This is a genomic window from Pseudooceanicola profundus, from assembly GCF_054919315.1.
In genome coordinates this window covers 3696653-3720381 of the sequence record NZ_CM142898.1, presented here as the reverse complement: position 1 = coordinate 3720381, position 23729 = coordinate 3696653, and the positions used below count along the sequence as shown (strand labels likewise).

The 23729-nt window shown below is 68.5% G+C and carries 22 protein-coding genes; 9 read left to right on the top strand and 13 right to left on the bottom strand.

Translation table 11 applies throughout. The annotated features are described in order from the left end of the window. Positions 1–210: 210 nt before the first annotated feature. Complete coding sequence (locus tag ACX9MO_RS17100; protein WP_222489793.1) at positions 211–1614, bottom strand: hypothetical protein; 1404 nt, start codon at positions 1612–1614, stop codon at positions 211–213. 241 nt (positions 1615–1855) lie between these two features. On the opposite strand from ACX9MO_RS17100, the gene ACX9MO_RS17095 reads away from it, so the two are divergent. Further along, positions 1856–3643 (top strand): hypothetical protein, encoded by a 1788-nt coding sequence (locus ACX9MO_RS17095; protein WP_462212707.1) that lies wholly within the window; start codon positions 1856–1858, stop codon positions 3641–3643. Positions 3644–3668: 25 nt separating this feature from the next. Here ACX9MO_RS17095 and ACX9MO_RS17090 read toward each other — a convergent pair whose 3' ends face one another. Further along, positions 3669–4826: a polysaccharide pyruvyl transferase family protein gene (locus ACX9MO_RS17090; protein WP_462212706.1), complete on the bottom strand. Its 1158-nt coding sequence runs from the start codon at positions 4824–4826 to the stop codon at positions 3669–3671. 143 nt (positions 4827–4969) lie between these two features. On the opposite strand from ACX9MO_RS17090, the gene ACX9MO_RS17085 reads away from it, so the two are divergent. Beyond that, entirely contained in the window at positions 4970–6268 is a 1299-nt protein-coding gene (locus tag ACX9MO_RS17085; RefSeq protein ID WP_462212705.1) for a glycosyltransferase family 4 protein, read from the top strand. 108 nt (positions 6269–6376) lie between these two features. Here the strand turns inward: ACX9MO_RS17085 and ACX9MO_RS17080 are convergent, their stop codons facing one another. Continuing rightward, positions 6377–7270, bottom strand: coding sequence for a LysR substrate-binding domain-containing protein (locus ACX9MO_RS17080; RefSeq protein WP_462212704.1), 894 nt, complete (start codon positions 7268–7270; stop codon positions 6377–6379). 105 nt (positions 7271–7375) lie between these two features. Between ACX9MO_RS17080 and ACX9MO_RS17075 the strand changes: the two genes are divergently transcribed. The 4 genes from ACX9MO_RS17075 (at position 7376) to ACX9MO_RS17060 (ending at position 12124) form a co-directional block, all read left to right on the top strand. Next, positions 7376–8548 carry a 2-aminoethylphosphonate--pyruvate transaminase gene (locus ACX9MO_RS17075; protein WP_462212703.1) on the top strand — a complete coding sequence of 391 codons (1173 nt, stop codon included), beginning with the start codon at positions 7376–7378 and terminating at the stop codon, positions 8546–8548. Positions 8549–8682: 134 nt separating this feature from the next. Continuing rightward, positions 8683–9927, top strand: a complete 1245-nt coding sequence (phnA, locus tag ACX9MO_RS17070; protein ID WP_462212702.1) for a phosphonoacetate hydrolase — start codon at positions 8683–8685, stop codon at positions 9925–9927. Then, positions 9924–11393 (top strand): phosphonoacetaldehyde dehydrogenase, encoded by a 1470-nt coding sequence (gene phnY, locus ACX9MO_RS17065; RefSeq protein ID WP_462212701.1) that lies wholly within the window; start codon positions 9924–9926, stop codon positions 11391–11393. Before phnA ends, phnY begins: the two co-directional genes overlap by 4 nt. Positions 11394–11575: 182 nt before the next feature. After that, a complete protein-coding gene (locus tag ACX9MO_RS17060) occupies positions 11576–12124 on the top strand; it encodes an rRNA large subunit pseudouridine synthase E (protein WP_462212700.1) in 549 nt (182 codons plus the stop codon). 167 nt (positions 12125–12291) lie between these two features. Here ACX9MO_RS17060 and ACX9MO_RS17055 read toward each other — a convergent pair whose 3' ends face one another. The 9 genes from ACX9MO_RS17055 to phnG form a co-directional block, all read right to left on the bottom strand. Next, on the bottom strand, positions 12292–13470 hold the full coding sequence (locus ACX9MO_RS17055; protein ID WP_462212699.1) for an alpha-D-ribose 1-methylphosphonate 5-triphosphate diphosphatase: 1179 nt from the start codon (positions 13468–13470) through the stop codon (positions 12292–12294). Next, positions 13457–14029, bottom strand: coding sequence for a phosphonate metabolism protein/1,5-bisphosphokinase (PRPP-forming) PhnN (gene phnN / locus ACX9MO_RS17050; protein WP_462212698.1), 573 nt, complete (start codon positions 14027–14029; stop codon positions 13457–13459). The genes ACX9MO_RS17055 and phnN overlap by 14 nt, the downstream gene beginning before the upstream one ends. Continuing rightward, positions 14026–14709, bottom strand: coding sequence for a phosphonate C-P lyase system protein PhnL (gene phnL / locus ACX9MO_RS17045; RefSeq protein WP_462212697.1), 684 nt, complete (start codon positions 14707–14709; stop codon positions 14026–14028). Before phnL ends, phnN begins: the two co-directional genes overlap by 4 nt. 157 nt (positions 14710–14866) lie before the next feature. Then, a complete protein-coding gene (gene phnK / locus ACX9MO_RS17040; RefSeq protein ID WP_462212696.1) occupies positions 14867–15697 on the bottom strand; it encodes a phosphonate C-P lyase system protein PhnK in 831 nt (276 codons plus the stop codon). Continuing rightward, positions 15694–16503 (bottom strand): alpha-D-ribose 1-methylphosphonate 5-phosphate C-P-lyase PhnJ, encoded by an 810-nt coding sequence (locus ACX9MO_RS17035; protein ID WP_462214469.1) that lies wholly within the window; start codon positions 16501–16503, stop codon positions 15694–15696. Before ACX9MO_RS17035 ends, phnK begins: the two co-directional genes overlap by 4 nt. A 68-nt stretch (positions 16504–16571) precedes the next feature. Further along, positions 16572–17183 carry an HAD family hydrolase gene (locus ACX9MO_RS17030; RefSeq protein ID WP_222489779.1) on the bottom strand — a complete coding sequence of 204 codons (612 nt, stop codon included), beginning with the start codon at positions 17181–17183 and terminating at the stop codon, positions 16572–16574. Next, positions 17180–18274: a carbon-phosphorus lyase complex subunit gene (locus ACX9MO_RS17025; protein ID WP_462212695.1), complete on the bottom strand. Its 1095-nt coding sequence runs from the start codon at positions 18272–18274 to the stop codon at positions 17180–17182. Before ACX9MO_RS17025 ends, ACX9MO_RS17030 begins: the two co-directional genes overlap by 4 nt. After that, a complete protein-coding gene (gene phnH / locus ACX9MO_RS17020; protein ID WP_462212694.1) occupies positions 18274–18852 on the bottom strand; it encodes a phosphonate C-P lyase system protein PhnH in 579 nt (192 codons plus the stop codon). Before phnH ends, ACX9MO_RS17025 begins: the two co-directional genes overlap by 1 nt. Then, on the bottom strand, positions 18849–19331 hold the full coding sequence (gene phnG / locus ACX9MO_RS17015) for a phosphonate C-P lyase system protein PhnG (protein ID WP_462212693.1): 483 nt from the start codon (positions 19329–19331) through the stop codon (positions 18849–18851). Before phnG ends, phnH begins: the two co-directional genes overlap by 4 nt. Before the next feature lie 97 nt (positions 19332–19428). Here phnG and phnF point away from each other — a divergent pair, with 97 nt between their 5' ends. Both phnF and ACX9MO_RS17005 read left to right on the top strand, forming a co-directional pair. Continuing rightward, positions 19429–20178: a phosphonate metabolism transcriptional regulator PhnF gene (gene phnF / locus ACX9MO_RS17010; RefSeq protein ID WP_462212692.1), complete on the top strand. Its 750-nt coding sequence runs from the start codon at positions 19429–19431 to the stop codon at positions 20176–20178. Between the two features lie 227 nt (positions 20179–20405). After that, positions 20406–21587, top strand: coding sequence for an alpha-D-ribose 1-methylphosphonate 5-triphosphate diphosphatase (locus ACX9MO_RS17005; RefSeq protein ID WP_462212691.1), 1182 nt, complete (start codon positions 20406–20408; stop codon positions 21585–21587). Between the two features lie 81 nt (positions 21588–21668). Here the strand turns inward: ACX9MO_RS17005 and ACX9MO_RS17000 are convergent, their stop codons facing one another. After that, a complete protein-coding gene (locus ACX9MO_RS17000) occupies positions 21669–22574 on the bottom strand; it encodes a LysR substrate-binding domain-containing protein (RefSeq protein ID WP_462212690.1) in 906 nt (301 codons plus the stop codon). A gap of 97 nt (positions 22575–22671) precedes the next feature. On the opposite strand from ACX9MO_RS17000, the gene metF reads away from it, so the two are divergent. Then, the gene (gene metF / locus ACX9MO_RS16995) at positions 22672–23538 is read left to right on the top strand and encodes a methylenetetrahydrofolate reductase [NAD(P)H] (RefSeq protein ID WP_462212689.1); all 867 of its coding nucleotides are present in this window, start codon (positions 22672–22674) and stop codon (positions 23536–23538) included. Positions 23539–23729 lie beyond the last annotated feature (191 nt).

The window sequence follows — 23729 nt, the reverse complement described above, 5'->3', positions numbered from 1 at the left end:
TGGACCGGATGATCCTCAGGCGAAGGAGCTGTACCCAGTTACGGGACAGCCCCGCGAAGAGTTTCACTTATAAAGCTGTTTCTGTCAGAAAAATGGCGTGTCGTCAAAGAAAACGCCCTCTGGCGCGCGGTTTCGTGACGCTCCGGTGACAATCGCACCCGACCGGTCGGATTGCGCTAACAGAGGCGTGCAATCCGCCACGAAATGACCTCAGTCGACCGGATCGCTGTGCCCGTAGCGCACCAGCACCCCGCCCCGCGACAGGCCCGCCGCCATGCCGGCCATCAGGAAGAAGGTGATTCCAAGGTCCGGCGTGGCCAGTGTCAGCATCCCCGAGACCAGCATCGCCAGCCCCCCGGCCTTCAGCCCCTTGATCACCGCATCGCGGCGCGGGTCATCGGTGCGGCGCGGCAGGCGCATCGTGGCCCCGAGGAAGAAGGCCCACAGCGCCGTGCCGATCACCCCCAGCGAGGCCATGACCGCCAGCAGCCAGTTCGACGCCCGGACCGATCCCAGCCCCGCCCCCAGCATCCCGGTGTCGAGGAAATTCTTCCACGCCTGCGTGTTCCAGCTCATCCGTTCCACCCCGGACTGGCTGTCGAGCTTGTCGAAGAGCGTGCGGTCGAGGTAGGCGGTCACCGGTTCGACCATGTGGTAGGCGGCAAAGATCGCGATCGCGGCGAACCACGCCCCCATGATCCCGAAGATCAGCGCCGTCGCCGCCCGGCGCGGCACGTTCGGCTTGAGCCCGGCCACCATGTGCCACAGCGCCAGCGTCATCAGGAAGACCACGAGCGCAACGTAGGCCGAGGAGGAGGTCGAGCGCAGCAGAACGACGCCGGTCATGATCAGCGCGAAGCCCGCCCGCTTGGAGTGGGTCCCGTTGATCCAGTAGAGCAGCCAGAAGCCGAAGAGCCCGAGCGAGAAATAGCCGAAGGAGGAGGCTTCCGGGAAGCCGCCCACCATGCGCTTGATCCCCATCATCCGGTGCTCGAAGAGCATGGCGTAATTGGCGGATCTCAAAGGCTCCAGCAGGAAGGTGGTCCCGGTCATCCCGGTCAGCAGATCGAGCCAGCCCATGCCCACATGCACCACCGTCGCCGTGCCCACGGCCTTGAGCGCGAGGTCGGCGGAGGGGCGCATCCTGAACAGCACCGCCATGGCGTAGAAGGCCATGCCCCCCAGCAGTATGCGGAAGAGCTGCGTCAGGTTGCCGTTCGTGGGCCGCAGCGGGACCGAGATGATGCCCCCGTCATTGGCCGAACGCGAGAGCGAGAAGACCTCGGTCTGGCCCGCGAAAAGACGCGGAAAGAAGAGCGTGGCGACGATGGAATAGACCAGCAGCAGCAGCAGCCAGAACCCGGGCTGGAACGGCCGCATCGCCCCGGCGATCCGCGCCATGCCATAGGGCGTCAGGCAGAGCAGCGCGAAAAGCGTCAGCGTGGCAAGGTCGAGCAGCAGGATCGAGGCCCCGCCCGCCGCCGGCAGGTTGAAGGCCGCCGCCGCCCCCAGGGGCGTCATCGCCCAGAACAGCGCCATCCCCTTGTAGGGACCGCGCCAGATCAGCACCCCGCAGACGATCAGGGCAATCAGGGTGCTGGGGACGAACTGCAATCAAACCTCCGGGCGGACTTTGCGCGACCATAGCGGCGATGCCCCCCGATGGGCAGCGAATTTCTCATCACCGGGTGTGTCCGGGGCCCGCGGCTGTGCCATGCTTGCAGCACCCCCATTTGCGCGGCAGTCTTCCAAGGCCGGTCCGTCAGGAGAATCGCCGCGCCCCGCTCACAGGTGCAGGCGGTCCCTGCGCGCCGGATCAGAAACGGGCCATCCGCCCCCGGGGAGACCTTGCCGCATGACGACCGGCCAAAACCGTGTTTTCCTCACCTCCCGCGTGGCACCGCGCCGCGTGCAAGCGCTGCGCCGCGTGCAGGCGCTGCGCTGCGCCTCCGCCCGGGTTGCGGCCCTGATCTGCCTGTCCCTTGCCACCGTCCTGCCGGCCACTGCCTCGGCCCAGGAGGCCTCCGGGAAACCCGAACAGGCCGCCGCGGCACGGCCGCCGCGCATCGGGCCCGACCTCGCCGCGGCGTCGAACTTCGGCCAGGGCTGGCGCCCGGATCTCTACGACGCGGCGATCTCGCTTGGCGTCAGGGACTTCCGCGACGCAGTCTACTGGGACCGGGTCGAGACGGCGGGCGCCTACAACTATGCCGCCGAGCGCGACAGCTACCCCCGCCTTCTGCCCCATACCGGTGCGCGGATGAGCCTGACCGTGAACAACGGCCACCCCGATCACCAGGAGGGGCTGACCCCCAGCACCCCCGAGGCCATCGCCGCCTTTGCCCGCTTCGCTGCCCGCACCGTCACCCGCTATCCTGCGATCCGCGCGGTGGAGGTCGGGAACGAGGTGAACTCCGCCAATTTCGTCGCGGGCCCCATGGCAGAGGCACCGCTGGCAGAACGTCCCGCCTATTCGCTGGCGCTGCTCAAGGCGACCCATGACGCGGTAAAGACCGCACGGCCCGAGGTGCAGATCCTCGGCGGCGGGCTGCATTCGATCCCGACGGCCTGGCTCTCGCGGCTCTTCGCCCTCGGCGCCGGGGAGTACATGGATGCGCTCGCGCTGCACCCCTATGACACCGCGCCCGAGCAGCTGGTGCGGCAGGTCGACTGGATGCGCCGCATCCCGGGGCTGGAGGCGATGCCGCTGCAGATCACCGAATTCGGAACCACTGACGCCGATGCGGCGCCCGGCCTGCTGCTGCGCTCGCACTGCCAGATGGCGCTTGCGGGGGTGACACGGGCGGCGTGGTATCCGCTGCACCCCCGGGGCGACGGGCTGGAGCCGCTGCTGACCGAGGCCGCCCGGCCGACCCACACGGGCCGCGTCTTCCACTTCGCGCAGGCCCGCCTGTCCGGCCGTGCGGTCACCGATGTCGCGCCCGATCCCTTCACCTACGGCTGTCTCTACGAGGGCGGTGCGCTGCTGCTCTGGGGCGCCCCCCGCGAGGTGATCCCCGCCGCCGGGATGCAGCGGCTCGACGTCGAAGGCCATCCGCTGCCCACGGGCCCCGTGGAACTGGACGCAGCGGAGCCGCTGATCCTCGTGCCGCGCCCCGATACGCCCGCGCCGCGCAGCCTCGCCGATGCCGTGACCCTGCGCCCGCAGACCTGCCTCGCCGACAGCTTCGACCAGTTTGACCTCGCCAATACCGGTGCGTTCGAGGTGCTGGCCACGAACTGGACCGGCACGGCGCCGCTCACCGCCCGTGAGGGCCAGTGGCGCGAGGGCGTGCCCTGGGTGCCCTACCTCGGGCTCGAGAGTGACGCCGAGGTCCGTGTCCTGCCCGAAAGCCTCTATCCCGGCGGCTCGGAGGCGCTGATCTTCCGTCATGTCGCGCAGGCCGAGGGTCCGGCCACGCTGCACATCGCCCTGCGCCCGGCCGAGCGCAGCGACGACGGCGTGACGCTGGCGGTCACCCTGAACGGCGCCCCCCTGCTGGAGACCACGGTGGAAGAGGCGTTCGAGCGTGACCTGCCCGTGACCCTCGCCCCGGGCGACGTGCTGGAACTGCACATCGGCCCCGGTGCCACCGTGCGCGGCGACGTGACGGCCTATCGCTTCACCCTGACCGCAGGCTGACGCCGTCACCCTGCCCCGACCGCCCTCAGGCGCAGGCCAGCAGCCTGTCGATCGCGTCCCAGGCCTCGGCCAGCACGCGGGCGTGGCGGTCGGCGTCGATGCCCCGGGCCATGGCAGCCGCCAGCACCTCAGCCACCGCCTGCCCCCCGGCCTCCGCGGCGCCGACGAAGGCCGCTTCCTGTCCGACGGAGGCAAAGAAGCTCTCCACCTTGCGGTCCCAGCCGAGGCCCACCACCGGCAGGCCGTAGGAATGGGCGATGATGCAGGCGTGCAACCGGTGCGCCACCACCGCGTCGAAACCCGCCACCAGATGCGCCAGCTCTTCCGGACGGGTCGGCACCGGTGCCATGGTCAGCGCGCCGGAGGACACGAACTCGGCCAGCTCCTGCCCCAAGCGATGCTGGAAGGCGCCGTCCTCCTCCGCCCCGTTGCTGAAGAGCGTGACCCGGTGGCCCGCCGAGATCAGCGCGGTGACAAGGTCCCGGTGCAGCGTGCTGCCGCCGGCCACCTCCGCATCGGCGTGATAGGCCAGCAGCGCCGGATCGGTGCAGCAGATGCCAACGCCGCCGGGATGCCGCGCGGGCGCGCCGTAGCAGGCCGCCGCCAGCAGCCCCGGATCGCGGGTCAGCACGGCCTGCGGCGCGGGATTGCCGGTCTGTGCGCGCCAGGCCTCGATGGAGGGCGCATCGCGCAGCCCCACCATCCGCAGGTCCGTCGCCAGCAGGTCGAGGAACAGCGCCCGGCCCTTCGGCGTCCAGTTCTTCGACACGCCGGCCCCGAAGATCGCCGCCGGCACGTCCCCCGCGTGGATCGCCCGGGCCACGGCAGAGAGCTTGATGCAGAAATTCAGATCGGCGTCCGAGAGGATCTGCCCGCCCCCCACCACGGCAAGGTCCGCGCCCTCCAGCTCCTGCTGCCAGCCTTCCGCGAACCGCGCGACCATCGGACCCAGCTTGGCCAGCACGACCCGCTGGCGCAGGGGCAGCGGCATCATCCCCAGCAGCTTCATCACCAGCTGGCGGTTCTTCACCACCACCTCGTCAAAGCCCTGCCGGCCCGAGATGTCGACCGTCACCACCTCGGCCCCCGGCGCGCGGGTGACGATCCCATGGGCGAGGCATTCGGCGATGATCCCGTCGCCGAGATTGGGGCTGTAGTGCAAACCGAACTGAACGACTTTCATCTCACCCTCTCGACACAAGACCGCCACAGGCTTACCGCAAGGTCACAGATGCTGCCCCGTCTTGCGTCCCCCCCTTGCGGTTCTTTTGCGAAAGGTTGCAACATCGACACGCATGGCCCCCGCGCCGCCGCCAAGGATCCCCGATGCCCGACACCACGCTGACCGACGACGCCGAGCGCGCGCCCCAGGCCGCGCCGCCCACGGGATCGCCCGGCGCCCGCCCTCGTATCGTCATCCTGAACGATTCCAGCGTGGCCAAGGGCGGCGCGACCGGTCTCGCCGTCTGGTCGGCCAAGCTGCTGGACGCGGCGGGCTGCGACGTGACCTACCTCGCGGGCGATGACGGCAAGGCGCCCTCGCTGGAGGGCACCGGCGTCACCTGCATCGGGCTTGGCGGCGCGCGGCTGATGGAGGCCGGGCGGCTGACGGCGCTGACCAAGGGCCTGCACAACGCCCCGGCGCAGCGGGCACTGGCCGACTACATCGCGAAGACCGACACGCCCGACACGGTCTATCACCTGCATGGCTGGGCGCAGATCTTCTCCCCGGCCGTCTTCGGCGCCCTGCGTCCCGTGGCCCCCCGCGTGGTGATCCACGCCCATGACTATTTCCTCGCCTGTCCCAACGGCGCGCATTACGACTACCGCAACATGCGCAACTGCGACCGCATCCAGCTGAGCGGCAGCTGCCTGCTGGCCAATTGCGACAAGCGCAACGCGGTGCAGAAGGGCTGGCGCGTGCTGCGGCAGGTGAACCTGATGCGCCTTCTGGACAAGACCGCACCCTGGGGGGCGATCGCGCTGATCCACCCCGGCCTGCGCGAGGTCATGGAACAGGCGGGCTACCCCTCCGAGATGCTGCGCGTGGTGCGCAACCCCGCAGCGCCCCTGTCCCCCGAACGTATCCGGGTGGAGGAGAACGACCAGATCGTCTTCATCGGGCGTCTGACCGAGGAAAAGGGCGTGCCGGAGCTGGCGCAGGTCTGCGACGCCCATGACCTGCCGCTGACCCTGATCGGCGACGGCCCCCTGCGGGAAAAGATCGCCGCCCGCTATCCGCAGTTCACCATGCCCGGCTGGGTGGCCCACGACCAGATTGGCCAGCACCTGACCCGGGCGCGGATGCTGGTGATGCCCTCCCGCGCGCCCGAGCCCTTCGGGCTGGTGGCGGCCGAGGCCTCGGCCTCCGGCCTGCCGGTGGTGATCCCCGACCTCGCACTCTTGGCCGGAGAGATCGACCGGCGCGGGCTGGGGCTGACCTATCACCGCACCGATGGCTCGATGCTGGCGGCGGCGCTGAAGAAACTCTCGGCGATGCCCGCCGAAGAGATCCGCGAGATGTCGCTGCGCTGCACCGATCCCGAGAATGCCATCGCCATGACGCCCGAGGCCTGGACGCAGGCGCTGCTCGACCTTTACGGCGACCTGCTGGCGCGCGCCTGAGCCTGCGCCGCCGCCCGCGTCTGGCTGCCCCGGCGCCGCGCAGCTGACCCAGTCCATACGACGCCGGATCGAGCGGGCGGCGGCGATGGTCCGGCGCGGCCCCTCCGCCTAGCTCCCGGCAGGCCGGGCACCCTCCGCCACCTGCGCCTCGGCGAGGCCGAAGAGCGCGCGCACCAGCTTTCCGCCGCGCCGCTCGCGCAGGCAGACCAGCGCCTCGTCCATCTGAAGGCCCTCCGCGCCGGTGATCTCCAGCGCGTGCAACCGCGCGTCCGGCGTGAACTCCGCCGCCGAGACCACGCCCACACCAAGCCCTGCCGCCACGATCTCGCGCACGGCCTCGCGGCCCTCGGCCACGACGGCCGGATCGAGCGTCAAGCCGAGCGTCGCGGCGGCCTCCTCCAGCTTGCGGCGGGTGCGCGAACCGGGCTCGCGCAACACAAGAGCTTGCCCTGACAAGGCACTCATATGGATTGATTTTTCCACGGCAAGCGGGTGATCCGCGGACACGAAGGCCACCAGCGGCGCGGAATCCAGCGGCACCCAGTCGAGCGTGCGCACCTGCGGGAATTCCCCCAGCACGCCCACGTCGGCCTCGTAGCGGTGCAGCCGCTCCACTACCTCGGTCGCATTGCCGACGCGGAGCGACACCTTCACCCCCGGATGCTGCGTCCGAAAGCGGGTCAGCAGGCCGGTCACATGATGCGCGCTGTCCGCCACGATCCGCAACGTCCCCGCCCGCAGCGCGCGGCTTTCCGACAGAAGCTCCAGCGCCTGATGCTCGGTCTCGAACAGCCGCCGGGTGATCTCCAGCAGGCGGCGGCCCTCCTCGGTCAGGGTGACCTGCTTCTTGCGCCGGTCGAAGAGCAGGATGTCATATTCCTCCTCCAGTTTGCGGACCTGATCGGAAATCGCGGGCTGGGTCAGGAAAAGCGCCTCCGCCGCACGGGAAAATCCGCCGTGCAGGGCCACATGGTGAAAGGCACGAAGCTGGGTATAGCGCATGTGCCCTCTCTACCCATCAGCCAGACTTATGGAAAGATACAAAGGAACGATTTTTCATATGATAATCCCCGTGCCACAAGGGGACAACCCACGACGAGGTGCGCCATGACCAACCTGCCCGATCCCCACGAGGGAGAGCCCTTCCTCCTCACCCCCGGCCCGCTGACCACGGCCTACGAGGTCAAGCAGGCGATGCTGCGCGACTGGGGCAGCTGGGACGGCGATTTCCGCGCCATGACCGCAAGGGTCTGCTCCGAACTGGTCACCATGGCCAACGGCGCCGACGAATACGTCTGCGTGCCGATGCAGGGCTCCGGCTCCTTCGGGGTCGAGGCGATGCTGGGCACGCTGGTGCCGCGCCACGGCAAGGTGCTGGTGCTGGCCAACGGCGCCTATGGCAAGCGCGCGGCCGAGACGCTGGCCTACCTTGGCCGTGACCACGAGGTGATCGACAAGGGCGATTACCTGCCGCCGCGCGGCGAAGAGGTGCGCGCCGCCCTGAAGGCCGACCCCGCCATCACCCATGTGATCGCGATCCACTGCGAGACCTCATCGGGCATCCTGAACCCGCTGGAAGAGATCGCCAAGGTCGTGGCCGAAGAGGACTGCCGCCTGCTGATCGACAGCATGTCGGCCTTCGGCGCCCTGCCGGTGGACGTGAAGGCGCTGCGGGCCGAGGCCGTCGTCTCCTCCGCCAACAAGTGCATCGAGGGCGTGCCCGGCTTCTCCTTCGTCATCGCCCGGCGCAGCACGCTGGAAGAGGCCAAGGGCAACGCCCATTCCCTCGCCCTCGACCTCCATGCGCAATGGGCCTACCTCGAAAAGACCGGCCAGTGGCGCTATACGCCGCCGACCCATGTCATGGCGGCCTTCGACAGGGCGCTGACGCTCCATGCCGCGGAGGGCGGCGTGGCGGCCCGGGGCATGCGCTACAGGGAAAACCGCGACGTCATGGTCGAGGGGATGCGCGACATCGGCTTCGAGACGCTGCTGAAGGACGGTTGGCTTTCGCCGATCATCGTCACCTTCTTCTGCCCCGCCGATCCCCGCTTTGCCTTCAACGCCTTCTACGAGGGGATGAAGGCGCGCGGCTTCATCATCTATCCCGGTAAGCTGACCGTGGTGGAGAGCTTCCGCATCGGTTGCATCGGGCAGATGGACGCCGCGATCATGCGCCGCGTGGTTGCCGCCGCCAGGGAGACGCTGGCGGACATGGGCGTCGAAAGCGCCGCCCCGCCGGCCGAGGCCCTTGCCGAACGGGCCCGCCTCGCGGCCTGAGCGCGGGACACGCCAGAGACATCGCGGGGCGCGCGCATCTCGCAGCGCCCCGTTTCGCCTGACACCCGGCCCCTGCGGCCACCGCTGACATCCGGCCCCATGGCCACCGACATATCCGAACGGAAGAGACCCCGATGACCCATCCCACCGCCGTCACCGTGAACGACCGCAGTTACCCCTGGCCCAAGGTGCCCGCCATCGCCATCTGTCTTGACGGCTGCGAGCCGGAATACCTCGACGTGGCGATCACCAAGGGGCTGATGCCGACGCTGGAGCGGATGCGCAAGGATGGCACCTCGCGGCTGGCCCATTCGGTGATCCCCTCCTTCACCAACCCCAACAACCTCTCCATCGCCACTGGCCGTCCGCCTGCGGTGCATGGCATCTGCGGTAACTACCTCTACGAGCCGGAGACCGGCGAGGAGGTGATGATGAACGACGTGCGCTTCCTGCGCGCGCCGACGATCTTCGGCACCTTCTACGATGCCGGCGCGCGCGTCGCGGTGGTGACGGCCAAGGACAAGCTGCGCGCCCTGCTCGGCTCGGGCCTGAAGTTCGACGACGACCGCGCGATCTGCTTCTCGTCCGAGAAGTCCGACACTGCCACCAAGGCCGAGAACGGCATCGACAAGGCCAACGACTGGCTGGGTCGCGCCGTGCCCGAGGTCTATTCGGCGGAGCTGTCGGAGTTCGTCTTCGCCGCGGGCGTCAAGCTGCTGGCGGAGTGGAAACCGGATGTCATGTACCTGACCACCACTGACTACGTGCAGCACAAATACGCCCCCGATGAGCCCGAGGCACAGGCCTTCTACGAGATGTTCGATCGCTACCTCGCGCAGCTCGACGCCATGGGCGCGGCCATCGTGGTGACGGCGGATCACGGCATGAAGCCCAAGCACCTCGCCGATGGCTCGCCGGCGGTGGTCTACGTGCAGGACCTGCTGGACGACTGGCTGGGCGAGGCTGCGGCCCGTGTCATCCTGCCGATCACCGATCCTTACGTGGTGCACCACGGCGCGCTCGGCTCCTTCGCCACGGCCTATCTGCCCGAGGGCGCGGACGAGGCCGGGATCATCGCCAAGCTGGCCGCCACCGACGGGATCATCGAAGTGGTGAACAAGGCCGAGGCAGTGAAACGCTACGAGCTGCCCGCCGACCGGATCGGCGATATCGTCATGATCTCGGGCGAGAACATGACCATCGGCACCTCAGCCCACCGCAACGACCTCGCCGCGCTGAAGGAGCCGCTGCGCTCCCACGGCGGGCTGACCGAGCAGGAGGTGCCCTTCATCGCGAACCGCATCCTCGACCTGCCCGGCGCGCCCGAACTGCGCAACTTCGACGCCTTCTTCTATGCCACCACGGCGGCGGCGCTATGAGCGCCCCGATCTCCTTCCGGAAGGAGCAGATGCGCATCGCGGGCCGCAAGGTCGACTGCGCCGACCATATCCCGGTGATCTACCCCTACACGGGCGAGACCATAGGCTCGGTCCCCGCAGGCGGCGCCGAGCACGCGGCGGAGGCCTTCGAGATCGCGGCGGGCTACACGCCGACGCTGACGCGATATGAGCGCCAGCAGATCCTCTTCAACACCGCGAAAATCATCGCAGACCGCAAGGCGGAGCTGGCGCCGATCATCACCGCCGAGCTGGGGATCTCGCTGGCCGATGCGCTCTATGAATGTGGCCGGGCCTATGACGTCTACACGCTGGCGGGTCAGCTTTGCATCCAGGACGACGGGCAGATCTTCTCCTGCGATCTGACGCCCCATGGCAAGGCGCGCAAGATCTTCACCCTGCGCGAGCCGCTGCGGGCGATATCGGCGATCACGCCGTTCAACCACCCGCTGAACATGGTCAGCCACAAGATCGCCCCCGCCATCGCCACCAACAACTGCATCGTGGTGAAGCCGACCGAGGTGACGCCCTTGACCGCGCTCTGGCTGGCCGATGCGCTCTACGAGGCCGGGCTGCCGCCGCAGATGCTGTCGGTGGTGACCGGCCTGCCGGGGGATATCGGCGATGCGATGATCACCGATCCGAACTTCGACCTGATCACCTTCACCGGCGGCGTGCCCGTGGGCAAGATGATCGCGGCCAAGGCGGTCTACAAGCGGCAGGTGCTGGAGCTTGGCGGGAATGATCCGCTGATCATCTGCAACGACCTGTCGGATGCGGACCTCGCCAAGGCCGCCGACCTTGCCGTCGCCGGGGCCACCAAGAATTCGGGCCAGCGGTGCACCGCCGTCAAGCGCATCCTCTGTCAGGAGAGCGTCGCGGATCGCTTCGTGCCGCTGGTGCTGGAGCGCGCCCGCGCCCTGCGCTTCGGCGATCCGATGGACAGCGCGACCGAGCTTGGCTGCGTCGTCTCGGCCAAGGCGGCCGAGACCTTCGAGGCCCGCGTGATCACCGCCGAGGCCGAGGGCGCGCAGATCCTCTACCACCCGGGCCGCAGCGGCGCGCTGCTGCCGCCCATCGTGGTCGACCACGTGCGCCATGACAGCGAGCTGGTGCAGGAGGAAACCTTTGGCCCCGTGGTGCCGATCATCCGGGTGCCGGACGACGACGCGGCGGTCATGGAGATCTCCAACTCCACCGCCTTCGGCCTGTCCTCTGGCGTCTGCACCAACGACTTTCGGCGGATGCAGGCCTATATTGCGGGTTTGCAGGTTGGCACGGTTAACATTTGGGAGGTTCCCGGGTACCGTATCGAAATGTCGCCCTTCGGCGGCATCAAGGACAGCGGAAACGGCGAGAAGGAGGGCGTGATGGAAGCGATGAAGAGCTTTACCAACGTCAAGACCTTCTCTCTCCCCTGGGGTCAACATCGGGTGAATTTCCGTTGAGCAGCAGTGACTTGCGCCATCAATTTCAGGTCGCGCAGAGAACGTTAATCCTGCTTTAACCTCGGAGGCGCGACATTCGCCTCCGCCTGGAAGGCCTTGTTTTCGAAGGCCTTTCCGAAAACGCAAAGCGCACCACTCACGAACTCTTGCCATGGCGTCCGGGGCCGCGTACCCCGGGCGCCATGGCCCGCACCATCCTCTTCAACAAGCCCTTCGATGTCCTGTCGCAGTTCACCGATCGCGGCACGGAGGGCACCACCCGCGCCACGCTGAGCGACTACATCGACCTGCCCGGGGTCTACCCGGCCGGGCGGCTTGACCGCGACAGCGAGGGGCTGATGGTGCTGACCGATGACGGACGGCTGCAGGCGCGGATTTCCAACCCGAAACACAAGCAGCCCAAGACCTACTGGGCGCAGGTCGAAGGCGTGCCGGACGAGGCCGCGCTCGACGCGCTGCGCCGGGGCGTGACGCTGAAGGACGGCCCGACCCGGCCCGCCAAGGCGCGCCTGCTGGGGGAGCCGCCGAACCTCTGGCCCCGGGTGCCGCCGATCCGCGTGCGCCAGTCGATCCCCGACACCTGGATCGAGCTGGTGATCTCCGAAGGCCGCAACCGTCAGGTCCGGCGCATGACGGCACATGTGGGCCACCCCACGCTGCGGCTGATCCGCGCGGGCATCGGGCAATGGCACCTCGACGGGCTGAAGCCCGGAGAGTGGCGCGCGATCTGAGGCGGTCGGACGGGGGCTGAGGGACGGGAGCCGATCTTTTTGCGAGGGCCTCCGGACTCTCGCCGGGGGGTGGGGGCGCTGCCCCCCTTGGCCTGCGGCCAATTCCCCCCGGAGTATTTTCGGAAAGATGAAGCGACGGGCGCGGCCGTGGGTGCCGCGCCTTTCGCTCAAGACACGAGGGCGCCGGCGACCCATGTGCCCCGGTGGGTGGGCACGCCCTGCAGCGGGCGGTAGCGGGTCAGGTCCGCGCGCAGGCCGGGCAGCAGGCGGCCCCGGTCGGTGAGGCCGGAGGCGCGGGCCGGGTTGGCCGTGACCGTGGCGATGGCGCGCGGCAGGTCCCCCCAGAGATCGGCCAGCTGGGTCGCCGCCAGCAGCAGCGAGGCGGGCACGTAGTCCGAGGACAGGATGTCGAGCAGGTCCGCCTGCGCCAGCTCCGCCGCCGAGACATTGCCCGAATGCGAGCCGCCGCGCACGATGTTGGGCGCCCCCATGATCACCGCGATGTTGTTGGCGTGGCAGGCGCGCGCGGCCTCCACCGTGGTGGGGAATTCCGCCATGGTGATGCCGTGGCCGGCGGAGGTCTCGACCTGCGCGGTCGTCGTGTCGTCATGGCTGGCCAGACGTGCACCGAAACGGGCAGCGGCAGCCACGGCCCCGGCCTCATGCTGCGCGCCGATCCGGTCGTAGAGCCCCTTGAGATAGGCGGAGTAGTCGGCGAATTCCTGATCGGTGTAGCCGTGCTTGCCCTGCAGGTAGGCCTTGAACTTGCTCTCGTCGCGGAACTGCCGCTGGCCCGGGGTGTGATCCATCAGCGAGACGATGCCGATCCGGTCGTCGGGGCCGAATTCCGCCAGCTCCTCCAGCAGGGTTTCCGAGCAGGTCTCGGCCCGGATGTGGAGCCGGTGCGAGATCTTCAGCAGGCCTGCCGCGCGGAGCGCGATGATCTCGTCCGTCACCTCGCGGGCGTATTTGCGATAGCCCTTGGACTGGCCCGACACGATGGAGCCCACGCGCACCGCGTCGAAGACCGTGGCGATGCCGCAGCCCGCCAGTTCCGCGTCGTGGGCTGCGATGGCGGCGGCGTGCGGCCAGTGGACGCCGGGGCGCGGGGTCATGTGGCGTTCGAGGTTGTCGGTGTGCAGTTCGATCAACCCGGGGATCAGGAGATCGCCTTCGAGGTCGAGGGCACCGGGGGCGTCGCTGCCGCCGGTGCCGATCTCGGCAATCAGGCCGTCGCGGATCACGAGGTGGCCGTCGATCACCTCGTCGGGGAGCACGAGGCGGGCGTTGGTGAGGATCTGCTCTGTGGTCCCGGTTTGATCCGGGCGCTGGTTATCGCGGGGCATCGAGGGACTCCTGCTGGGGGTCAAGCACCGCGCGGGCGGCGCGGATCGTATCGGGAAGCGCACCGCCGTTGTCGACGGTGCGGATGTCGAGGCCCTGCGGCAGGGCGAGATCGGCACGCGCAAGGCGGCGGGCGATGTCCTGTGGCGTTTCACGGCCCCGGGCGGCGAGGCGCGCGGCAAGGACCTCGGGCGCTGCGGTGAGGTTGAGGACGATGAGGCCGGGAAACCGGCGGGCGGCCTCGACCAGCACCGCACGGGAGAGGTTGACGAGGAGGTCGGTGCCCTCCGCCAGCCGCGCCGTTTCCGCCGCCGGGATGCCATATCTGAGGCCGTGGGCCTGCCAATGGAGGGCGAAGGCACCCTGCCCGGCCATCCGGTCGAAGGCCTCCTGCGTCACCCCGTCGAAGGCCTCGCCCCCGGCCTCAGAGGGCCGGGTGATGACCCGGCGCACGAGGGCGAAACCGGGTGTCGCGGCGAGGCCCTCCATGACGCTGTCCTTGCCGACGCCGGAGGGGCCGACGACCGCGATCAGGCGGCCTTGGGGCGTGGCGCGGCTCATGCGGCGCGCGCGGGCGTGAAGACGCCCACGTCCACCTGCCGGTCGCAGAGCCGATCCCGCGCGGCCTCGTCGTGGAAGATGCCGATGATCGCGGCGCCGCGGGCCTTGGCCTCCTCCACGAGGCTGAGGACGACCTCGCGGTTGCCCGCGTCGAGCGAGGCCGTGGGTTCGTCGAGCAGCAGCGCCGGGTACGGGTGCACGAAACCGCGCGCGATGTTCACCCGTTGCTGTTCGCCGCCCGAGAAGGTCGTGGGGCTGAGCGACCAGAGCCGTTCGGGCAGGTTGAGGCGGGCCAGCAGCGCCTCGGCCCGGGCGATGGCCTCCTCGCGGGGCGTGCCGAGGGCGAGGAGCGGTTCGGCCACCACCTCGCGGGTGGGCACCCGGGGCACGACGCGCAGGAACTGGCTGACATAGCCCAGCGTTTCGCGGCGCAGGGCGATGATCTGGCGCGGCGCGGCCCGTGCCACGTCGAGGTCACCAATGCGGATATGGCCCGAAGCGGCGCGGTAGTTGCCGTAGATCAGCCGCATCAGCGTGGATTTCCCAGCCCCCGAGGGGCCGGTGAGCGCCACGCAGTCGCCGGGCGCGACAGAGAAGCTGGCGCCGGTAAGCACGGGGATTTCGGCGCCACCCTGGTTATGCAGCGTGAAGGTCTTGGAGAGGTTCTCGATCTGGATCATGGCATTGCCTTCGAATGTGCGGAGCGACGCTGGTGGCTCCCGAACGCCCGGGCCGACGGCCCGGGCCGCGCCCGACCGCCCCCCCGGGCGGGCGCGATTGCGCCCCCCCGCGGTCGGGCCCGGCCCTGATGTGGTGCGGTGGTCTGCGGGAAACGGCTCATACCTGCAACACCGAGGAAACAAGCAACTGCGTGTACCCGTGCTGCGGATCGTCGAGGACCTGATCGGTCAGCCCGGTCTCGACCACCTGCCCGTCCTTCATCACCATCAGCCGGTCCGCCAGCAGGCGCACCACGGCGAGGTCATGGGTGACGATGATCGCGGAAAGCCCCATCTCGCGCACGAGCCCGCGCAGCAGGTCGAGCAGGCGCGCCTGCACGCTGACATCGAGGCCCCCGGTGGGTTCATCCATGAAGACCAGCCGCGGCCCGGTGACGAGGTTGCGCGCGATCTGGAGCCGTTGGCGCATGCCCCCCGAAAACGCGGTCGGACGGTCGTCGATCCGGTCGCCCGAGATCTCCACCCGGCCCAGCCAGTCGGTGGCCTTGTCGCGGATATCGCCATAGTTGCGCGCGCCCACGGCCATCAGCCTTTCGCCCACGTTGCCCCCGGCGGAGACGTTCATGCGCAGCCCGTCGCTGGCGTGCTGATGGACGAAGGCCCAGTCGGTGCGGCCCAGCATCCGGCGCTCGGGCTCGGACATGGTGACCGTGTCCTGCATCCCATTCGCCCGCGTATCGAACATCACCCGGCCCGTATCCGGCGCGAGGTGCCCGGCGAGGCAGTTGAGCAACGTCGTCTTGCCCGAGCCGCTCTCGCCCACGATGCCCATCACCTCACCGGGCCAGAGATCGAAGCTCACATCCGCACAGCCCCGCCGCGCGCCGTAGAACTTCGACAGCCCCTCGACCTGCAACAACGGCTGCGGGGCGCCCCCAAGATTTTTCGAAGAATCTTGGGGAAATTCTTCGAAGAATTTTCCGCTCATGCCCGTGCCCCCTGTGCGCCTTCATGGCCGGCATCACGCCGCGCCAGGCAGTAATCGGTATCGGAACAGACGAACATCCGGCTGCCCGCGTCATCGGTGATCACCTCGTCGAGGTAGCTGTCCTCGGCCCCGCAGAGATCGCAGGGACGATCGGCCTTGGAGGGATCGAAGGGGTGATCCTCGAAGTCGAGGCTGACCACCTGCGTATAGGGCGGCAGCGCATAAATCCGCTGTTCGCGGCCCGCGCCGAAGAGCTGGATCGCGGCCATCTCGAGCTTGGGGTTGTCGAACTTGGGGATCGGGCTCGGGTCCATCACGTAGCGCCCCTCCACCTTCACCGGATAGGCATAGGCGGTGGAAATCGCGCCGTGACGGGCGATGTCCTCGTAGAGCTTCACGTGCATCAGGCCGTATTCCTCCAGCGCGTGCATCTTGCGGGTCTCGACCTCGGAGGGTTCGAGGAAGCGCAGCGGCTCGGGGATCGGCACCTGGTAGACCAGCACCTGATCCTCGCGCAGCGGCTCTTCGGGGATGCGGTGACGGGTCTGGATGACCGTGGCCTCGGCGGTGTGGGTCGTGGTTTCCACCTGCGCGGTGCGCTCGAAGAATTTGCGGATCGAGACCGCGTTCGTCGTGTCGTCCGCACCCTGGTCGATGACCTTGAAGCAATCCTCGGGGGTCAGCGTCGCGGCCGAGACCTGCACGCCGCCGGTGCCCCAGCCATAGGGCATGGGCATCTCGCGGCTGGCGAAGGGCACCTGGTAGCCGGGCACGGCCAGCCCCTTGAGGATCGCGCGGCGGATCATCCGCTTGGTCTGTTCGTCGAGATAGGCGAAGTTGTAGGCGCTCTGGCCCGCCTCTGCGGTCTGCGTCGTCACAGCAGCCCCCTTTCCATCAGGTCGCGTTCCAGCGTGGCGGGATCGGTGAACTGCACGGCATCCATCCCCGCCGCCTGCGCCCCCTGCACGTTCTTCAGCGCATCGTCGATGAAGAGGCACTGCCCCGGTTCCAGCCCTGCGCGGGAGCAGAGCAGGTCGAAGATCCGGGCCTCGGGTTTCAACATCTTCTCCTGCCCCGAAACGACGAGGACCTCGAAAATCTCCGCCAGTTCCGGATGGACCGTCAGCCCCTCGGGCCATGTCTCGGCGGACCAGTTGGTGATCCCGTGGACCGGCACACCCGCGGCCTTCAGCCGGTGGAGCAATGCCCATGTGCCCTCGATCTTCGCGGGGACGGCCTTGTGGTAATGGGCCACGTAGGCCGCGAGATGCGCGCTGTCCTCCGGGTCCGAGATTTCAGCGGCGAGGTCGGCGAAGGTCTCGCCCCCGTCTCCACGCAGGTTGCGGGCGGGGAAATCGACGCGCTCAAGGAACGCCGCCACCGCCTCGCGCGAGCCCATCTGGTCGAGCCAGGCGAGATGCGGGTCCCATTCGATCAGCACACCCCCGATGTCAAAGACGACGGCTTTCACCTCTCCAGCGCTCATTCCGCAGCCTCCTTCCGGCTGGTCGCCTGCGCCTCGCGGCGCAGCTTTCGTATCAGTTCAAGTTCGGACTGGAAGTCCACGTAATGCGGGAGTTTTATGTGCTCAAGAAAGCCCGACGCCTGGATGTTGTCGGCGTGATACAGGACGAATTCCGTGTCCTGCGCCGGGGCGCCCACGTTGTCCTCTCCCAGCTCTTCCCACCTGAGCGCGCGATCCACCAGCGCCATGGAAATCGCCTTGCGCTCGGAATGCCCGAAGACGAGGCCATAGCCCCGGGTAAACTGCGGCGGCTCGGACTTGGAGCCGGTGAACTGGTTCACGGTTTCGCATTCCGTCAGGGTCATCTCTCCAATCTCGATGGCAAATCCCAACTCGGGGATCTCCATTTCCACCGGCACAGTGCCCACGCGCAACTCGCCCACGAAGGGGTGGTTGCGGCCGTAGCCGCGCTGCGTCGAATAAGCCATGCCAAGGACAAAGCCCTCGTCCCCCCGGGTCAGCGCCTGCAGCCTCAACGGCCGGTCGGCGGGCAGTTCCAGCGGCTCGCGGGTCAGGTCACGGGGCGTGTCGTCCTCGGGGCGCAGGTCGGGCTGCAGCAGCCCCTCGCTGTCGAGGAACTCGGTGATATGCGGCGTGGGGTCGCGCCTTGGCGTGGCTTGCGCGGCCTGCGGCGCCTCCAGTCCCTCGGCCTCGAGCGCGAAATCGAGCAGCCGATGGGTGTAATCGAAGGTCGGCCCCAGCACCTGACCGCCCGGCGCATCCTTGAAGGTCGCGCTGATGCGGCGGTCGCAGGCCATGGCACCGGTGTCCACCGGCGCGGAATGGCCGAAGCGCGGCAGGGTCGTGCGATAGGCGCGGATCAGGAAGATCGCCTCGATCAGGTCGCCGCGCGCCTGCTTGATCGCAAGCGCCGCGAGGTCGGGATCGTAGAGCGAGCCCTCGGCCATCACGCGGTTCACCGCCAAGGCCAGCTGCTCGCGGATCTGCGCGATGGAAAGCTCAGCCACCGAGAGGTCGCCGCGGCGCTCCTCCGCCAGCCAGTCATGGGCGTTGTCGATGGCGCGTTCGCCGCCTTTCACTGCAACGTACATCAGGACACCTTTGTCGAACGGGGCAGCGCCGCGAGGCGGTCGCCGCAGGTGAAATAGGCATCCCATCCCAGCGGGAAGCGGGCCGCGTTGGCGGCAAAGACCTCCGGCTCCGGCAGGGAGAACGCGGCGGTTTCCTTGATGCCGGGGCCGGTGAGCGTGCTGCCCGCCTGCTCCAGCGCCGCGCTTTCCACGATCAGCGTGGCGGAGCGGTCGGGGTATTCCGAGGTGCCGATGGCAAAGGCCGAAACGGGCTGCAGCGCGCCCCAGTTTCCCACGGCGAACATCGCCTCGGACGGCCCCACCAGCGGGGCACCGGTGTGGAAGGTGACCCAGTCGCGGACCGCCTGCGTGTCGTGGGCACCCGCAAGGTAGAGCGGCGTTTCCGGATCGCAGAGCGTCAGCAGCAGCGTGGCGGCGGCGGGCGACAGCGGCGCCGGTCCCTGCCCGCCGGTGATCGGCTGGATGCGGCCCGGGAAGGCCATGGCATTCATCGCGGCGCGGAAGGCGCGCGCGGCCTCGGTGGGCGCATCGGCGAACCCCCCGGTGAGGGCGTCAGTGAGGGCTTCGGAGGCCATCATTTGTTTTCTCCCCGGACCATGGTGAAGAACTCGACCTTGGTGGCGGCGGCGCGGGCGGCGCGGCCCTCGGCCCGGTCGGAGGCCGCGCCTTTCAGCGGCGCGAGGATCGCCGTACCTATGCTGTCGGCTGCCCCGGTCTGCATCAGCGCATCCACCAGCGCCGCCTGCTCTGCCTTCCGGCGGCTGCGGCCCTGCACGTAGGCATGCCCGACGGTGCCGTCCGCAAGCCGCAGCGAGGCGCGGGTCACGCTCATCTCTCCGAGGTTGAAGGCAGCCCCCACGGCACCGGCCCGGCCGCGCACCATGACGGCGCCCACCTCGGGCGCACGCAGCCATGTGAAGCCGGGTGTGGCGCCATGGGCCTGCCACAGGGCGTCGAGGTCAGCTGCGGGGGCCTTGGCGAGGACCGACATCCAGTCGCGCCTAGCAGCGGTGCCGGCAGCGGTGTCGGGGGTTTCTGGGACGGGGCTCGGGCTCATCTAGACACCTTGCGAATTTGTCGAGATTACTATACAACTAGACAAATCATTAGACAGCCAACCCGAGTCGCACAAGACCTATCGAGGTGAAGATTTCATGACAGAGAGCGCCGCTGCCCCTCGGGATGCGAAAAAATCCTCGATCTGGCAGAGCATCCGGGACCGGCTGACAGAGGACCTTGCCGCGGGCCACTACGCCCCGGGCGACAAGCTGCCGACCGAGGCCGCGCTGTCTGCGCGCTTCGGTGTCAACCGGCACACGGTCCGCCGCGCCCTTGCGGAGATGGCGGAGGACGGGCTGGTCCATGCACGGCGCGGGGCCGGCGTCTTCGTGGCGCAGCGGCCCACGGATTACCCCATCGGCCGGCGCGTCCGCTTCCACCACAACATGCGCGCCGCGGGCCGCCTGCCCAGCCGTCAGCGGCTGAGCTTCGAGACCCGCGCCGCCGACGCCGAGGAAGCCGCCGCGCTGAAGCTCTCCCCCGGTGCGATGGTGCATATCTCCGAAGGCATCTCTCTCTCCGATGATCAGCCGATCGCCGTCTTTCGCGCCGTCTTCCCGGCGCAGCGCTTCCCCCACATGGGCGAGGTGCTGGCGCGGATCGGCTCCGTCACCGAGGCCCTGCGGGAACAGGGCGTGCCGGACTATACGCGCACGTCCACGCGGATCACCGCCACCGCCGCCGATGCGATGCAGGCGCTGCACCTGCGGCTGCGCGAAGGCGCGCCCCTGATCTTTGCCGTCTCGATCAACGTCGACCCTGAGGGCGTGCCGGTGGAATTCGGGCACACCTGGTTCGCGGGTGAACGGATCACCCTGACCCTGCATGAGAATGAGGCGGGCTGAGCGCCGGGGCAGTGATACTGGGACGGGTTGTTGGGCGGTGCGCAGCCACGGCCTGCCCGGGCGGCCCATGGGGGCTCTCGTCAGGCACCCCCGCCCGCGCTGCACCTGCAATGCCGCATCGCCGCGCAAACTGCCATGAAAATAAGCCTCTTTTGTCACTCAACCGATACATGAGTCGGTTATCCACAGCGAAAATCACCAGCGAAAATCACTGACCCGAGCAGACGATGCCCCTGTCCTATCCTTCCCTGCGCCTGACCGGCGCCACGATCCTGCGCGACGGCGAGTTGCAGCAGCGCTCGCTGGCCTTCAGCGAGGGCCGGATCACGCGCGGCCCCCTGCCCGAGGTCGATCTGACCGGTTACCTGATCCTGCCGGGGATCATCGACCTGCACGGCGATGCCTTCGAGCGTCACCTCGCCCCCCGGCCCTCTGCCCCCTTCCCCATTGCCACCGCCCTGCGCGCCACCGATGCCGATGCGGCGGCGAATGGGGTGACCACGGCCTACATGGCGCAGAGCTGGTCCTGGGAGGGCGGGTTCCGCAGCCCGGATTTCGCGATCAAGATGATGCAGGGGCTGGCCTCCTACCGGGGCCATGCCCTGACCGACCTGCGCCTGCAGGTCCGCTGCGAGACCCATACGGTAGGCACCGGAGACCGCCTGATCGAGGCGGTGGAGCGTCATGGCATCGACTACGTGGTCTTCAACAACCACATCGAAGAGACCCTGACCACCGCCCTGCTCAAGCCCGAGGACGTCGCTGCCTGGGCCCGCAAGGCGCTGCAAACGCCCGAGGAATTCCTCGCCACGGTCCATGCCGCCAAGCGCCAGTCGCGCGACGTGCCGCGCTACCTGTGCAAGCTGGCGGAACGGTTCGACGCGCTCGGCGTGACCTACGGCAGCCACGACGACCCCGATGGCGAAACCCGCGAGATGTTCTCGATGATCGGGGCGAAGATCTGCGAGTTTCCCACCGCACGGCCTGCGGCGGCGCTCGCCCGCGCGGTCGGCGACCCGGTGCTGATGGGCGCGCCCAACGTGGTGCGCGGCGGCTCGCAGTCGGGCAATGTCTCGGCGCAGGACATCATCGCCGACGGGCTCTGCGACGGGCTGGTGTCGGACTACTATTATCCCGCGCTCGCGCAGGCGGCCTTTGCCCTCGTGGACCGCGGCGTCATGGACCTGCCCCGGGCCTGGGCGCTGATCTCGGAGAAGCCTGCCGCGATCCTGCGCATGGCCGACCGCGGCCGCCTCGATCCCGGCCGCCGGGCCGATCTGACCATCGTGAACGCCGAAACCCGCGCCATAGCGGCGACCGTCGTGGCAGGCCGGATCACCCATCTGGCCGGAGAAGCCGCTCACAGGTTTTTCCACAGCCCCCAGCCCCGTGCACTTGCAGCGGAATAAGGGCCTGACGCACCGTTCTCCTGCCTGAGGGACGCAGCGGAGCAGGTCAGCCTGCATCGCGCTGCGCCGGATCAAACCCCCTCAGGTGCGCTGCAGCTTCAGCGGCTCGGTCCGGGCCAGCCGCATGAAATGCGCCACGAAGGGTTTCGAGCCGTCCTCGCTGCGCACGGCCGCGTAGAGCCTGCGGGTCAGCCCGCCCTCGGTGATCGGGCGCGTGACGTAGTCGGAGTGATACTTCACCTCGCGCACCACCCAGTCGGGCAGCACCGCCACGCCCCGGTTCGAGGCCACCAGCAACAGGATCACCGCCGTCAGTTCCACCTGGCGCACGTTGGCGGGCTCGACCTTGGCGGGGCTCAGCAGCTGGCTGAACACGTCGAGCCGGGACCGTTCCACCGGGTAGGTGATCAGTGTCTCGCCGCGGAAATCCTCGGCCACGACGTACTCCTTCTGTGCCAGCGGATGCTGGGCCGAGGCCACGAAGACCGGCGCGTAGTCGAAGAGCGGGACGAAATCCACGCCCGGCAGGTCCTCCGGATCGGAGGAGATGACGATGTCGACCTCTTCCTTCTGCAGCGCGGGCAGCGCGTCGAAGGCGAGGCCCGGGCGGATATCCACGTCCACGTCGGGCCAGGCCTTGCGGAACTGCTCCAGCACCGGGAACAGCCACTCGAAACAGGCATGGCACTCGATCGCGATATGCAGCCGCCCTGTCTTGCCGTCGCGCAGGCCCTTGAACTCGTCCTCCAGCGCCTCGATCTCGGGCAGGATACGGTCCGCCAGCCGCAGCAGGCGCATCCCTGCGGAGGACAGCTTCAACGGCTTGGAGCGGCGCGCGAAGAGCTCCACCCCGGCCTGATCCTCCAAGCCCTTGATCTGGTGCGACAAGGCCGACTGGGTGATGTGCAGCTGCTCCGCCGCGCGGGCCAGGCCTCCGGCCTCGTGGATCGCCTTGATGGTCCGAAGATGACGAAACTCGATATGCAAGCTTGAGCGCCCTTCATGTTGTGAATGAATTTTATGAAGTTGTCTCACGAACGCCCCGATGCGACAAGGGATCAACTCAAGAGATGGACTCCGACCGATGACCGTACCCACGATCTCCTTCGAATTCTTCCCGCCGCAGTCGCTGGAGGCCTCCTTCCGGCTCTGGGACACGGTGCAGGTTCTGGCCCCGCTGGCGCCGCGCTTCGTCTCCGTCACCTACGGCGCGGGCGGCACGACCCGTGACCTGACCCGCGACGCCGTGGCGACGCTGCACAAGAACTCTGGCCTGAACGTGGCCGCGCACCTGACCTGCGTGAACGCCACGCAGGAAGAGACCCTCGCCATCGCCGACAGTTTCGCCGAGGCCGGCGTGAAGGAAATCGTCGCGCTGCGGGGCGATCCGCCGAAGGGCGAAGGCAAGTTCACCCCCTATCCCGGTGGCTTCGCCGACTCGCTGGAGCTGATCACCGCGCTGAAGAAGCGTGGCGATTTCCTGATCCGCGTCGGCGCCTACCCCGAGAAACACCCCGAGGCGACGGATCACGCCGCCGACGTGGAGTATCTCAAGCGCAAGTTCGACGCCGGTGCAGACGAGGCGATCACCCAGTTCTTCTTCGAGGCCGAGACCTTCCTGCGGTTCCGCGACGCCTGCGCCAAGGCGGGCATCGAGGACAAGATCCTGCCCGGCATCCAGCCGATCGGCAACTGGAAGGGCATCCGCAACTTCGCCAAGCGCTGCGACGCGACCTTCCCGGCCTGGCTGGAAGATGCCTTCGAGAAGGCCGACCGTGACGGCCGGTCCGACCTGCTGGCCACCGCGCTCTGCACTGAACTCTGCTCGGAGCTGATGGCAGAGGGCGTGGACAGCCTGCACTTCTACACGCTGAACAAGCCCGAGCTGACCCGCGACGTCTGCCACGCCCTCGGCGTGACCCCGCAGGCCAAGCTGGAGAAGGTGGCCTAAGGCTTGAGGCAGGACCGGAGTTTTCGGGAATTCCGATCCATAGTCTTCGAAGACCTTGAAAACGGCGTCCCTCGGGGCGCCGTTTCGCTTTGGCCCTGAAGGGAACAGACCGCCCGCGGCCCGCGCGCCCTGCCCGGCCCGCACACAAGATTTTTCGAAAAATCTTGGGAAAATTCTTCAAAGAATTTTCC